11 protein-coding genes and 1 tRNA gene are annotated in these 13415 nt (G+C 68.7%); 11 read left to right on the top strand and 1 reads right to left on the bottom strand.

Annotated elements, in window-relative coordinates; all coding sequences use genetic code 11:
• From nuoE to ON759_RS03150, 11 genes are all read left to right on the top strand, one after another.
• Entirely contained in the window at positions 1-528 is a 528-nt protein-coding gene (gene nuoE / locus ON759_RS03200) for an NADH-quinone oxidoreductase subunit NuoE (protein WP_271678895.1), read from the top strand.
• On the top strand, positions 528-1895 hold the full coding sequence (gene nuoF, locus ON759_RS03195) for an NADH-quinone oxidoreductase subunit NuoF (protein ID WP_271678894.1): 1368 nt from the start codon (positions 528-530) through the stop codon (positions 1893-1895). Before nuoE ends, nuoF begins: the two co-directional genes overlap by 1 nt.
• Positions 1892-4141 carry an NADH-quinone oxidoreductase subunit NuoG gene (gene nuoG, locus ON759_RS03190; protein ID WP_271678893.1) on the top strand — a complete coding sequence of 750 codons (2250 nt, stop codon included), beginning with the start codon at positions 1892-1894 and terminating at the stop codon, positions 4139-4141. The genes nuoF and nuoG overlap by 4 nt, the downstream gene beginning before the upstream one ends.
• A gap of 14 nt (positions 4142-4155) precedes the next feature.
• Positions 4156-5244, top strand: coding sequence for an NADH-quinone oxidoreductase subunit NuoH (gene nuoH / locus ON759_RS03185; RefSeq protein WP_271679021.1), 1089 nt, complete (start codon positions 4156-4158; stop codon positions 5242-5244).
• Positions 5245-5248: 4 nt separating this feature from the next.
• A complete protein-coding gene (gene nuoI / locus ON759_RS03180; protein WP_271678892.1) occupies positions 5249-5737 on the top strand; it encodes an NADH-quinone oxidoreductase subunit NuoI in 489 nt (162 codons plus the stop codon).
• A gap of 27 nt (positions 5738-5764) precedes the next feature.
• Positions 5765-6406 (top strand): NADH-quinone oxidoreductase subunit J, encoded by a 642-nt coding sequence (locus ON759_RS03175; RefSeq protein ID WP_271678891.1) that lies wholly within the window; start codon positions 5765-5767, stop codon positions 6404-6406.
• Entirely contained in the window at positions 6406-6729 is a 324-nt protein-coding gene (gene nuoK, locus ON759_RS03170) for an NADH-quinone oxidoreductase subunit NuoK (RefSeq protein WP_271678890.1), read from the top strand. The genes ON759_RS03175 and nuoK overlap by 1 nt, the downstream gene beginning before the upstream one ends.
• Before the next feature lie 3 nt (positions 6730-6732).
• Positions 6733-8802: an NADH-quinone oxidoreductase subunit L gene (gene nuoL, locus ON759_RS03165; protein ID WP_271678889.1), complete on the top strand. Its 2070-nt coding sequence runs from the start codon at positions 6733-6735 to the stop codon at positions 8800-8802.
• A 31-nt stretch (positions 8803-8833) separates the two neighbouring features.
• On the top strand, positions 8834-10345 hold the full coding sequence (locus tag ON759_RS03160) for an NADH-quinone oxidoreductase subunit M (protein WP_271679020.1): 1512 nt from the start codon (positions 8834-8836) through the stop codon (positions 10343-10345).
• A gap of 13 nt (positions 10346-10358) precedes the next feature.
• Positions 10359-11801 carry an NADH-quinone oxidoreductase subunit NuoN gene (nuoN, locus tag ON759_RS03155; protein WP_271678888.1) on the top strand — a complete coding sequence of 481 codons (1443 nt, stop codon included), beginning with the start codon at positions 10359-10361 and terminating at the stop codon, positions 11799-11801.
• 72 nt (positions 11802-11873) lie between these two features.
• A tRNA-Met gene (locus ON759_RS03150) sits at positions 11874-11950 on the top strand.
• On the opposite strand, the gene ON759_RS13990 is transcribed toward ON759_RS03150, so the two are convergent.
• A complete protein-coding gene (locus ON759_RS13990; protein ID WP_425608438.1) occupies positions 11907-13409 on the bottom strand; it encodes a recombinase family protein in 1503 nt (500 codons plus the stop codon). The genes ON759_RS03150 and ON759_RS13990 overlap by 44 nt on opposite strands.
• Positions 13410-13415 lie beyond the last annotated feature (6 nt).

Here is a 13415-nt window from a genome sequence, read left to right as displayed (position 1 = left end):
ATGAAAGCGACCGGCAATTTCGAGGCGTGCCGCAACGTGGACCCGATGGTGGCGCTGTCGGACGCGACCCGCGCGCACATCGACCACTGGCTGTCCAAGTTCCCGCCCGACCGCAAGCGCTCGGCGGTGCTGCAGGGCCTGCACGCGGCGCAGGAGCAGAACGGCGGCTGGCTCAGCGACGAGCTGATCTCCGCGGTGGCGAAGTACCTGGACCTGCCGCCGGTGTGGGCCTACGAGGTCGCGACGTTCTATTCGATGTTCGAGACCGAGCAAGTCGGCCGCAACAACGTGGCGTTCTGCACCAACATCAGCTGCTGGCTCAACGGCGCCGAGGACCTGGTCGCCCATGCCGAGCGCAAGCTGGGCTGCAAGCTCGGCGAATCCACCGCCGACGGCCGCATCTACCTCAAGCGCGAGGAGGAGTGCGTCGCCGCGTGCTGCGGCGCGCCGGTGGTCGTGGTCAACGGGCACTACCACGAGAAGCTCGACGCGGCGAAGGTCGACGCACTGCTGGACGGGCTCAAGTAATGGGCGGGCACAGCCACTACGCGGAGGGCTACGGCCCGGTGGGCCCGGCGCCGAAGGAGCACCAGGCGGTCTACACGACGCTGCACTTCGACAAGCCGTGGTCGTACGAGAACTACCTGAAGACCGGCGGCTACCAGGCGCTGCGCCGGATCCTCGCCGAGAAGATCCCGCCCGCCGACGTGATCGAGATGGTCAAGCAGTCGGGCCTGCGCGGCCGCGGCGGCGCGGGCTTCCCGACCGGCCTGAAGTGGAGCTTCATGCCCAAGGGTCCGGGCCAGAAGTACATCCTGTGCAACTCGGACGAGTCCGAGCCGGGCACCGCCAAGGACCGCGACATCCTGCGCTACAACCCGCACGCGGTGATCGAGGGCATGGCGATCGCCTGCTACGCCACCGGCAGCACCGTGGCCTACAACTACCTGCGCGGCGAGTTCCACCACGAACCGTTCGAGCACCTCGAGGAGGCCACCGCCGAGGCCTACAAGCACGGCTGGCTGGGCAAGGACATCCTCGGCTCGGGCGTCGACATCGACCTGTATAACGCGCTGGGCGCGGGCGCCTACATCTGCGGCGAGGAAACCGCGCTGATGGAGTCGCTGGAGGGCAAGAAGGGCCAGCCGCGCTACAAGCCGCCGTTCCCGGCCAACTTCGGCCTGTACGGCAAGCCGACCACGATCAACAACACCGAGACCTACGCCTCGGTGCCGGCCATCGTGCGCAACGGGCCCGAGTGGTTCATGGAACTGGGCAAGCCCAACAACGGCGGCTGCAAGATCTTTTCGGTCTCCGGCCACGTCGCCAACCCGGGCAACCACGAGATCCGCCTCGGCACGCCGTTCGCGGAGTTGCTGGAGCTGTGCGGCGGCATGCGCAACGGCCACCGGATCAAGGGCGTCATCCCGGGCGGTTCGTCGATGCCGGTGCTGCCGGGCGACGTGATGATGGGCCTCACCATGGACTACGACGCGATCCAGAAGGCCGGTTCCGGCCTCGGCTCGGGCGCGGTCATCGTGATGGACGAGACCACCTGCATGGTCCGCGCCTGCCGCCGCATCTCGCGCTTCTACTGGAAGGAAAGCTGCGGCCAGTGCACCCCGTGCCGCGAAGGCACCGGCTGGATGCACCGCATGCTCGACCGCATCTGCAACTTCGAGGCCACCTTGGACGACCTGCAGATGCTGCGCGCCGCCGCCGGGCAGATCGAGGGCCACACCATCTGCGCCTTCGGCGAGGCCGCCGCATGGCCGGTGCAGGGCTTCCTGCGCCATTTCTGGCACGAATTCGAATACGCCATCGTGAACAAGCGCTTCTACGTCGACGACGAGCGCGCCGGCACGCTGGCCAAGGCCGACAAGGTGGCCGCGTGAGCGCACAGCCCGTCAACCCGAACCTGCCGCCCGACCACGTCACCGTCTTCATCGACGGGCAGGAGCTCGCCGCGCCGAAGGGCGCGATGATCATCCATGCCGCGGACAAGGCCGGCATCCCGATCCCGCGCTTCTGCTACCACGAGAAGCTGCCGATCGCGGCGAACTGCCGCATGTGCCTGGTCGACACCGAAGTCGGCGGGCGTGCGGCGCCGAAGCCGTCGCCGGCCTGCGCCACCCCGGTGATGGACGGCATGAAGGTCTTCACCCGCAACGACAAGGCGCTGAAGGCCCAGCGCAACGTCATGGAATTCCTGCTGATCAACCATCCGCTGGACTGCCCGATCTGCGATCAGGGCGGCGAGTGCGAGTTGCAGGACCTGTCGCTGGGCTACGGCCGTTCGGTCAGCCGCTTCGTCGAGCGCAAGCGCGTGGTGGCCGACGAGGACCTCGGTCCGCTGGTCGCCACCGAGATGACCCGCTGCATCCAGTGCACGCGCTGCGTGCGCTTCACCGCGGACATCGCCGGCACCTACGAGCTGGGCGGCATGCAGCGCGGCGAGAACCTGCAGATCGGCACCTACGACGGCAAGCCACTGACCACCGAGCTGTCCGGCAACGTGATCGACGTGTGCCCGGTCGGCGCGCTGACCAACAAGGTATTCCGTTTCCGTGCCCGCCCGTGGGAGCTCACCGCGCGGCCGTCGCTGGGCTACCACGACGCGCTGGGCAGCAACCTGTTCCACCACGTGCGCCGCGGCGAGATCCTGCGCAGCGTGCCGCGCGACAACGAAGCGGTGAACGAGTGCTGGCTCTCGGACCGCGACCGCTACGCGCATGAAGGCCTGTACGCCGCCGACCGCGCGGGCGTGCCGCTGCTGCGCGACGGCGACCCGGCGGTCGACGACGGCTGGCGCGAGGCGAGCTGGGAAGAAGCGCTGGCGAAGGCCGCGAAGATCCTGCGCGACAACGCCGCCGACGCGCTCGGCGTGCTGGTCCATCCGGCCACCTCGAACGAGGAGGGCGCGCTGCTCGCACGCATCGCCGGTGCGCTCGGCAGCGGCAACCTCGACCATCGCATCGCCCAGGCCGACCTGTCCGACGGCGCGATCGCCGAGGCCTTCGCGATGCCGGTCGCCGAGATCGAGCAGGCCGACGCCATCGTCATCGTCGGCTCCAACCTGCGCCACGAAGTCCCGTTGCTGCACCAGCGCGTGCGCAAGGCGGCCAAGCGCGGCGCGCGCGTGTACATCGTCAACCCGGTCGATTTCGACGTCGCCTTCGCGGTGGCCGGCAAGCGCATCGCGCCGCCGTCGCGTCTGGCCGACGCGCTCGCCGGGCTGGACATCGGCGAGGCCGCGCATGCCGCGGTGATCGTCGGCGCGGTCGCGGAGAGCGGCCCGCATGCGGCGGCGATCCGCAAGGCTGCGGCCGAGTTCGCCACCGCGCGCAATGCCCGCCTGTGCCGCATCCCGCAGGGCGCCAATGCCCTCGGCCTGGCGCGCCACGGCGTGTTGCCGGCCTCGCGGGATGCGCAGGCGATGCTGCGCGACCCGCGCAGCGCGTACGTCCTGTACGGCATCGAACCCGGCCTCGACTTCGCCGACCAGCGGCTGGCGCTGAAGGCGCTGGGCGATGCGCAGGTGGTGGCGTTCAGCCAGTTCGCCTGCGCGTCCACCCGCCGGGTCGCCGACGTGATCCTGCCGATCGGCGCGCTGCCCGAGGTCGACGCCACCCTGACCAACCTCGAGGGCCGCGACCAGGTCGCATCCGCCGCCGGCAAGTTGCCGGGCCAGGCGCGTCCCGGTTGGCGCGTGCTGCGTGCGCTTGCCGGCGAGCTTGCGCTGCCGGGCTTCGACTTCGTCGACCTCGACGGCCTGCGCGCGGGCATCGCGCCGGTCGCCGTGGACGTCGCGCGTGGCGCTGCGGTCGCCACCGCCGGCACCGGCCTCGACCTCGTGGTCTCGCAGGCGATCTACCGCGGCGATGCGGTGGTGCGTCGCGCGGCCGCGCTGCAGGCGCACCCGCTGTCGACCGGGCCGCGATTGATGCTGCACCCGGCCGATGCGGCTGCGGCCGGGCTGGCCGCCGGCGACATGGCGAAGGTGGGCAACGGCATCGGCCACGCGACCCTGCCGGTCGAACTCGACGACCGCGTCGCCACCGGCAGCGCATGGGTCGAGGCCGGCCACGGCGCCACCGCGCCGCTGGCGGCGTCGGCCAAGGTGGAGGTCGCCCGCGCATGAACGCCCCGAATGCATTGACGTCGTTCTGGCTGGAGCTGGTCGCGCCCCTGCGCGATGGCCTGCTGGGCTTCGGCGAGATCGGCCTGCTGGTATGGATCGTGCTGAAGATCCTGGCCATCGCGGTGCCGGTGATCCTGGCCGTGGCCTTCTACGTGGTCTGGGAACGCAAGCTGATCGGCTGGATGCACGTCCGCCACGGGCCGATGTACGTGGGCAAGGGCCTGTTCCAGGCTTTCGCGGACGTGTTCAAGCTGCTGTTCAAGGAAGTCGTGCAGCCGAGTTCGGCGCATCCGTTCCTGTACCGGCTCGCCCCGTTGATCACCCTGGTGCCGGCGTTCGCGGCCTGGGCGGTGGTGCCCTTCGATGCGCAGCTGGTGCTGTCCAATGCCAACGCCGGCCTGCTGTACCTGCTGGCGATGACCTCGCTGGGCGTGTACGGGATCATCCTCGCGGGCTGGGCCTCGAACTCGAAGTACGCCTTCCTTGGCGCGATGCGCGCCGCGGCGCAGGTGGTGAGCTACGAGATCGCGATGGGCTTCGCCCTGGTCGGCGTGCTGATCGCCTCGGGGAGCCTGAACCTGACCCAGATCGTGCAGGCCCAGGCCGGCGACGCCGGCGTGTTCGAATGGTTCTGGCTGCCGCTGCTGCCGCTGTTCCTCGTGTATTTCATCTCCGGCGTGGCCGAGACCAACCGCGCGCCGTTCGACGTGGTCGAGGGCGAATCCGAGATCGTGGCCGGGCACATGGTCGAGTACTCGGGTTCGCAGTTCGCGCTGTTCTTCCTCGCCGAATACGCCAACATGATCCTGGTCAGCTTCCTGACCGCGATCTTCTTCGTCGGCGGCTGGCTGTCGCCGATCCCGGCCGCATGGATTCCGGACGTGCCGGTGCTGTCGACGCTCCTCGGCGACGGCTGGTGGTGGCTGTTCGCCAAGGTGTTCTTCTTCGCCAGCTGCTTCATCTGGTTCCGCGCCAGCTTCCCGCGCTACCGCTACGACCAGATCATGCGGCTGGGCTGGAAGGTCTTCATCCCGATCACCATCGCCTGGATCTGCGCGACCGCGCTGCTGGTCTATTTCGGCGTCTTCCAGGCGGGGCAGTGAGGCCATGAGCAAGATCACGTCCTATTTCAAGAGCCTGCTGCTGCTCGAGCTGATGGGCGGCCTGTGGCTGACCCTGAAGTACCTGTTCCGCCCGAAGTACACCCTGATGTACCCGATGGAGAAGACCCCGCAGTCGCCGCGCTTCCGCGGCGTGCATGCGCTGCGTCGCTATCCGAACGGCGAGGAGCGCTGCATCGCATGCAAGCTGTGCGAGGCGGTGTGCCCGGCGCTGGCGATCACCATCGATTCCGAACCGCGCGCGGACGGCACCCGCCGCACCACGCGCTACGACATCGACCTGTTCAAGTGCATCTTCTGCGGCTTCTGCGAGGAGTCCTGCCCGGTGGACTCGATCGTCGAGACCCACGTGCACGAGTACCACTTCGACCGGCGCGGGCAGAACGTGCTGACCAAGCCGCAACTGCTGGCCATCGGCGACCGCCTCGAGGCGGAGATCGCCGAGCGCCGCGCCGCCGACGCACCGTTCCGGTGAGCCGGGCTGGCTGAGGACGACCCACGCATGACACTCGATTTCCCGACCCTTGCCTTCCTCGCCTTCGCCGCCACCGCGGCGGCTTCGGCGCTGGCGACGATCACCGCGCGCAACCCGGTGCACGCCGCGCTGTGGCTGGTGCTCACGTTCTTCTCGGTGGCCTGCACCTGGATCGTGGGCGGCGCCGAATTCCTCGGCATCGCGCTGGTGCTGGTCTACGTCGGCGCGGTGATGGTGCTGTTCCTGTTCGTGGTGATGATGCTGGACGTGGACCTGGCGCCGTTGCGCGAGGGCTACGTGCGCTACCTGCCGGTCGGGCTGGTGGTCGCGGTAGTCATGCTGGTGCAGATCCTCGTCCTGATCGGCGTGCGCGCCGCCGCCGAGGTGCCGCTGGCCGACAACGCCGCCGTGGCGGCCGACGTGCCGAACACGACCTGGCTGGCGCGGGCGCTGTTCACCGACTTCATGCTGCCGTTCGAAGTGGCCGCGGTGATCCTGACCGTGGCGGTGATCGCCGCGGTGATGCTGACCCTGCGCCGGCGCCCGGGTGCCCGCCACCAGGATCCGTCTGCCCAGGCGCGCGTGCGCGCCGCCGACCGCCTGCGCATGGTGCGCATGCCGGCCGAGGTGCCGCCGGCCAAGCCCGCGGGCGAAGGGGAGGGCGCGTGATGGGCAACCTGTTCTCGGCGCTGACCCTGGGTCATTACCTCGCGCTGGGCGCGCTGCTGTTCTGCATCAGCGTCGCCGGCATCTTCCTGAACCGGAAGAACGTGATCATGCTGCTGATGTCGCTGGAGCTGATGCTGCTCTCGGTGAACATCAACTTCGTCGCGTTCTCGCGCTCGCTGGGCGACGCGGCCGGCCAGGTGTTCGTGTTCTTCATCCTGACCGTGGCCGCCGCGGAGGCCGCCATCGGCCTCGCGATCCTGGTCACCCTGTTCCGCAACCGCCGCACCATCGACGTGGCGGACATCGACACCCTGAAGGGCTGAGGCATGGTGATTTCCAAGACCCACCTGCTGCTGGTCGTGTTGCTGCCCCTGCTGGGCAGCATCATCGCCGGCCTGTTCGGGCGCAAGGTCGGCCGGGCCGGCGCGCACACCGCCACCATCCTCGGCGTGGCGGCGAGCTTCGCTCTGTCGGCGCATGTCATGTGGCAGCTGCTGCAAGGCGCGGCGCCGTTCAACGAGAACGTCTACACCTTCTTCCAGGTGGGCGGGATCGACGCGCACGTCGGCTTCATGGTCGACAAGCTGACCGCGATGATGATGGTCGTGGTGACCTTCGTGTCGCTGCTGGTGCACGTCTACACCATCGGCTACATGGCCGAGGACGGCGGCTACCAGCGCTTCTTCAGCTACATCTCGCTGTTCACCTTCTCGATGCTCATGCTGGTCATGAGCAACAACTTCCTGCAGCTGTTCTTCGGCTGGGAAGCGGTGGGCCTGGTGTCGTACCTGCTGATCGGCTTCTGGTTCAAGCGGCCCAGCGCGATCTTCGCCAACCTCAAGGCCTTCCTGGTCAACCGCGTGGGCGACTTCGGCTTCCTGCTCGGCATCGCCGGCGTGCTGTACTGGATCGGCACGCTGGACTACGCCACCGCCTTCGCCAACGCGCCGACCATCCGCGACGCCACCGTCTCGCCATGGGCTGGGCTGGAGTGGTCGGTGCCGACGGTGATCTGCATCAGCCTGTTCATCGGCGCGATGGGCAAGTCCGCGCAAGTGCCGCTGCACGTCTGGCTGCCCGACTCGATGGAAGGCCCGACCCCGATCTCAGCGCTGATCCACGCGGCGACGATGGTGACCGCGGGCATCTTCATGGTGGCGCGGATGTCGCCGCTGTTCGAGATGTCGCCGGCCGCGCTGAACTTCATCCTGTTCATCGGCGCGACCACGGCGTTCTGGACCGGCCTGATCGGCATGGTGCAGAACGACATCAAGCGCGTGGTGGCGTATTCCACGCTGTCGCAGCTGGGCTACATGACGGTGGCGCTGGGCGTGTCGGCTTACTCGGCGGCCGTGTTCCACCTGATGACCCACGCGTTCTTCAAGGCCCTGCTGTTCCTTGGCGCGGGCTCAGTGATCATGGGCATGCACCACGAGCAGGACATGCGCCGGATGGGCGGGCTGCGCAAGTACATGCCGATCACCCACCTCACAATGTGGGTCGGCACGCTTGCCCTGGTCGGCACGCCGTTCTTCAGCGGCTTCTACTCGAAGGACACCATCATCGAAGCCGCAGCCCACCACGCCGGCGAACACGCGGGCAGCCTGGTGGCGCAGTATGCGAATTTCGCGGTCCTGCTCGGGGCGTTCGTCACCAGCTTCTACAGCTTCCGCCTGCTCTACCTCACGTTCTTCGGCGAGGAGCGCTTCCGCGACACGCATGCCCACGGGCACGACGCGCATACGCATGACGACCACCACCACGACGACCACGGCCATCACGGCGCGCACGAGCCGCACGAGTCCCCGTGGGTCGTGACCCTGCCGCTGGTGCTGCTGGCGATCCCGTCGATCGCGATCGGTTTCCTCACCGTCGGCCCGATGCTGTTCGGCACCGACATGCTTGGTCACGAGAAGCAGCTGCCGTTCTTCCTTGGCGCCATCGAGGTCCTGAAGCAGCACGACGTCGTCGCGGCGATTGCCGCCGAGTTCCACGGCCCGGTGGCGTTCGCGCTGCATGGCTTCAAGGCGCCGGCGTTCTGGCTAGCGCTGATGGGCTTCCTGCTGGCGACCCTGCTCTACCTGGTCATGCCGGAATGGCGGGTGCGCATCAAGCGCGCGATGGCGCTGCCGATCCGCGTGCTGGAGAAGAAGTACTGGATGGACGACCTGTGGATCGGCGGCCTGGCCGGCGGCGGCGTCGGCCTCGGCAAGCTGTTCCGCAAGGTCGACACGGGCCTGATCGACGGCGTCGCGGTCAACGGCAGCGCCGGCGCGGTAGGGCTGGTCGCCGCGCTGGTCCGCAAGCTGCAGTCCGGCTACCTGTACCACTACGCCTTCGCCATGATCCTGGGCCTGGTCGCGCTGCTCGCGCTGGCCAACCACTACTGGCTGTGAGCCCGACGATTTCAGGATGGAAACCGCAAGCGTGACCCACTGGCCCCTGCTCAGCCTGCTCGTCTGGCTGCCGATCCTCGGCGGCGTGTTCACCCTGATGGCGGGCAACGCGCGCCCGCAGGCCGCGCGCTGGATCGCGCTGGCCTTCGCGCTGGCGACCTTCGCCTGCAGCATCCCGCTGTTCACCGGCTTCGAGCTGGCGAACCCGGCGATGCAGTTCGTCGAACAACGCGCCTGGCTGCCGGCCTACGACATCCAGTACCACCTCGGCGCGGACGGCATCTCGCTGGCGTTGATCGGCCTGACCACGCTGACCACGGTGCTCGTGCTCATCGGCGCGTGGGGTTCCGTCGACAAGCGGGTCAGCCAGTACTACGCGGCCTTCATGATCCTCGAAGGCCTGATGATCGGCGTGTTCTCTGCGCTCGACGCGATCCTGTTCTACGTGTTCTTCGAGGGCATGCTGATCCCGATGTTCATCATCATCGGCGTCTGGGGCGGCCCCCGCCGGGTGTACGCATCGGTCAAGTTCTTCCTGTACACCTTCCTCGGCTCCGTGTTCATGCTGGTCGGGCTGATCTACCTGTACCTCAAGGGCGGCAGCTGGCAGTTGGCCGACATGGCCGCGCAGCCGCTGACCCTGGTCGAGCAGACCTGGCTGTTCTTCGCCTTCCTGGTCGCGTTCGCGGTCAAGGTGCCGATGTTCCCGGTGCACACCTGGCTGCCTGACGCGCACGTCGAGGCGCCGACCGGCGGCTCGGTGATCCTGGCGGCGATCATGCTCAAGATCGGCGGCTACGGCTTCCTGCGCTTCGTCCTGCCGATCGTCCCTGACGCCGGCCACGAATACGCCTGGCTGGTGATCGCGCTGTCGCTGGTCGCCGTGGTGTACGTCGGCCTGGTGGCGCTGGTGCAGGAGGACATGAAGAAGCTGATCGCCTATTCCTCCGTCTCGCACATGGGCTTCGTGACCCTCGGCACCTTCATCGCCTTCGCGCTGGTGCGCGATGCCGGCAACGTCGATGGCGCGCGCCTCGGCCTGCAGGGCGCGATGGTGCAGATGGTCAGCCACGGCTTCATCTCCGGCGCGATGTTCTCCAGCGTCGGCGTGCTCTACGACCGCATGCACAGCCGCATGATCAAGGACTACGGCGGCGTCGCCAACGCGATGCCGTGGTTCGCGATGTTCTGGGTGCTGTTCGCGATGGCCAATTCCGGCCTGCCCGGTACGAGCGGCTTCGTCGGCGAGTTCATGGTGATCCTGGCCGCCTTCCAGCAGAACCCGCTGGTCGCGTTCGCCGCGGCGTTCACCCTGATCATCGGCGCCGGCTACACCCTGTGGCTGACCAAGCGGGTGATCTGGGGCGAGACCGGCAACGCCCACGTGGCGGAGCTGGAGGACATCAACCTGCGCGAATGGATCGTGCTCGGCGTGTTCGCCATCGGCGTGCTGCTGTTGGGCGTGTGGCCGAAGCCGCTGACCGACCTGATGGAGCCCTCCATCGCGCAACTGGCGGGCCAGCTCGCCGCGACCAAGCTGTAAGGTGCCGCCCGCCATGACGCAGACCATGCCCACCCTTGCCGACCTGCTGCCGCTGCTGCCCGAGCTGGTGCTGGCAGGCGCCGCGTTCGCGCTGCTGTTGCTGGACCTGTTCCTCAACGACCGGCAGCGCGTGCTCACCCACGTGCTCGCGGTGGCCACGCTGGCGCTGGTCGGCGTCCTGGTCGCCACCGGCTGGGGCGGGCAGGGCACGGTGCTCTCCGGCATGTTCGTGCGCGACAACATGGCCGACGTGCTGAAGACCGGGATCTGCCTGGTGTCGGCGGTGGCGCTGGTCTATGGCTGGCCGTTCCTGCGCGAGCGCGGGCTGTACAAGGGCGAAGTCTCGGTGCTGGTGATGTTCGCGGTGCTGGGCATGATGCTGCTGGTCTCCGCGGGCAGCCTGGTCATGGTCTACCTTGGCCTGGAGATGCTGGCGCTGTGCTCGTACGCGCTGGTCGCGATCGATCGCGACAGCCCGCGGGCCTCCGAGGCGGCGATGAAGTACTTCGTGCTCGGCGCGCTGGCCTCCGGCATGCTGCTGTACGGCATGTCGCTGGTGTACGGCGCCACCGGCAGCATCGACCTCGCGACCATCGCCGCCAACGCCACCACCGTGGCCCAGCCGGCGATGCTGCTGACCGGCGTCGCCTTCATGGTCGCCGGCATCGCGTTCAAGTTCGGCGCGGCGCCGTTCCACATGTGGCTGCCCGACGTCTACCAGGGCGCGCCCACGCCGATCACGCTGTTCATCGGCTCGGCCCCCAAGCTCGCCGCCTTCGCGATGGCGATCCGCCTGCTCGAGGTCGGCGCGGGTCCGCTCGGCGACCAATGGCGTCCGCTGCTCGCCGGCCTCGCCGCGCTGTCGCTGGCGATCGGCAACCTGGCCGCGCTGGTGCAGACCAACCTCAAGCGCATGCTGGCGTATTCCACCGTGTCGCACGTCGGTTTCCTGTTCCTCGGCCTGGCCGCGGGCGGGCAGTCGGGCTATGCCGCCGCGATGTTCTACGCGCTGAGCTACGCGATCATGTCGGCCGCCGCGTTCGGCGCGATCGTGGTGCTGTCGCGCCGCGGCTTCGAAGCCGAGCGCATCGAGGACTTCAAGGGCCTCAACGCGCGCGACCCCTGGACCGCCGGGCTGGTGCTGTGCGTGATGGCCTCGCTGGCCGGCGTGCCGCCGTTCCTCGGCTTCTGGTCCAAGCTCGCGGTACTGCGTGCCGCGGTCGAGGCGGGCCAGCTGTGGCTCGCGATCGTCGCCATCGTGTTCGCCGTGGTCGGCGCGTTCTACTACCTGCGGGTGATCAAGGCGATGTACTTTGACGAGCCGTCGGGCGAGCCGGTAACCCCGCGCGAGGACCACGTGGTGCGCGTCGTGTTCGGCGTCAACGCGCTCGGGCTGCTCGCGCTGGGCCTGCTGTGGAGCCCGCTGATGGCATGGTGCCAGCGCGCCTTCGCCTGATCGCGGGCTGAAGTACGCGCGCATCGGGAGGCTTGCAAAAAACCGCGGGCCTCTCCATAATTCCGCTTCTGCTGCGGGGTGGAGCAGTCTGGCAGCTCGTCGGGCTCATAACCCGAAGGTCGCAGGTTCAAATCCTGCCCCCGCTACCATCGATAGATGCGATCCGGCGATCTCGGCAACGAGGTCGCCGTTTTCGTTTCTGAGGGTCGCCTCGCCGATCAAGGCGCGCAGCGCCTCGCGTGCCGCTGGCACCTGCCGCGCACGGTCCGCCAGTGTGTCGGCGATGCGGCGCAACCTGTCGCGCACGTCCGGCATGATCCTGGCCGGCTGCTGGGTCGCACGCTGCGCGGCGATCACGTCGGCCTCAGCGGCCTCCAGTGCAGCCTTCGTGCTGGGCGTGATGATGCCGGCCCGGATCGCGTTCAGCAGGTTGTCGCGCTCGGACTGCGCCTTCGCCAGCTTCCGGCGCGCGTCGTCACCTGAGCCCGCCTGCGCCTTCATGTGCCTGGCGATGGCCTGCTGCCACGCCTTCATCGCCTCGTCGGTCAGCAGCGCATCACGCACGCCGGCAACCATCGCCGCATCGGCATCGCGCGCCTTGACCCGGATCCGGTTCGTGCAGGTGCCGCGGTTCTTCGCCGTGCTGCATCCGTAGCTGTGGGCGTCGACCATGGTGATGGGGCCGCCGCACTGTCCGCAGCGCAGCAGGCCGGCCAGCAGCGAGCGTGGCGCCCGGCCACGGTTGCCAGCCGCATGTCCGCGGCGCTTCATCGCGGCCTGCACAGCGTCCCAGGTACGCGCGTCCACGATGGCCAGATCTGGGTGCTCGACGGTCACCCATTCCGACGACGGCCGCTCCCGGCGAATCCTGCGCCCTGTGTCCGGGTGCTTGATCCACTGGCTGCGGTTCCATACCTGCCGGCCGACGTAGATCGGGTTGGCGAGGATGCCGATGCCTCGCTTCGTGTCGCCGTAGATGGCCGACACCGCCCATGTGCTGCCGCGTGGTGACGGCACGCCCTCCGCATTCAGCGCGACCGCAATCGCCCGGGCCGACTGCCCGGAGAGGTAGTCGGCGAACACCCGCCGCACCACGGCCGCCTGTTCGTCGCGGATGGCCCGCTGGCCGCGCTCGGTGACGCGGTAGCCGTAGGGCAGGCCGCCGGCCGATGCGCCGGCCAGAGCGCGCCCAGCAAGCCCGCGGTGGGTCTTGTCCCGCAGGTCGTCGAGGTAGAGCTCTCCCATCAGGCCGCGCAAGCCGACCTCTGCCTTGTGCCCCTTCCGGCCCGTGTCCAGGCCATCGCTAACCCCGATCACGCGCACGCCGGCGAACCGCAGTCGCTTCACCGCCTGCTGCGCCTCCACGCTGTCGCGGCTCAGGCGGGACAGGTCATCCACGACGATCACGTCGAAGCGGGTGGCATCCGACAGCAGCCGCAGGTAGCCCGGGCGATCGTTCCGCGCGCCGGACATGGCGGCATCGGTGTAGGCGACAGGCTCCGGCCAGCCAGCGCGCACGCAGTAGGCGCGGCAGTTCCGCAGCTGGTCGTCCAGCGACGCATCGCGCTGCTGGTCGGAGCTGTAGCGGGCGTAGGCGGCGACACGCATGGCGCG

The organism is Thermomonas mangrovi (assembly GCF_028201335.1).
GTDB classification, from domain to species: Bacteria; Pseudomonadota; Gammaproteobacteria; order Xanthomonadales; family Xanthomonadaceae; genus Thermomonas; species Thermomonas mangrovi.
The sequence above is the reverse complement of the archived record's forward strand: the minus strand, read 5'-3'. Positions and strand labels throughout refer to the sequence as shown.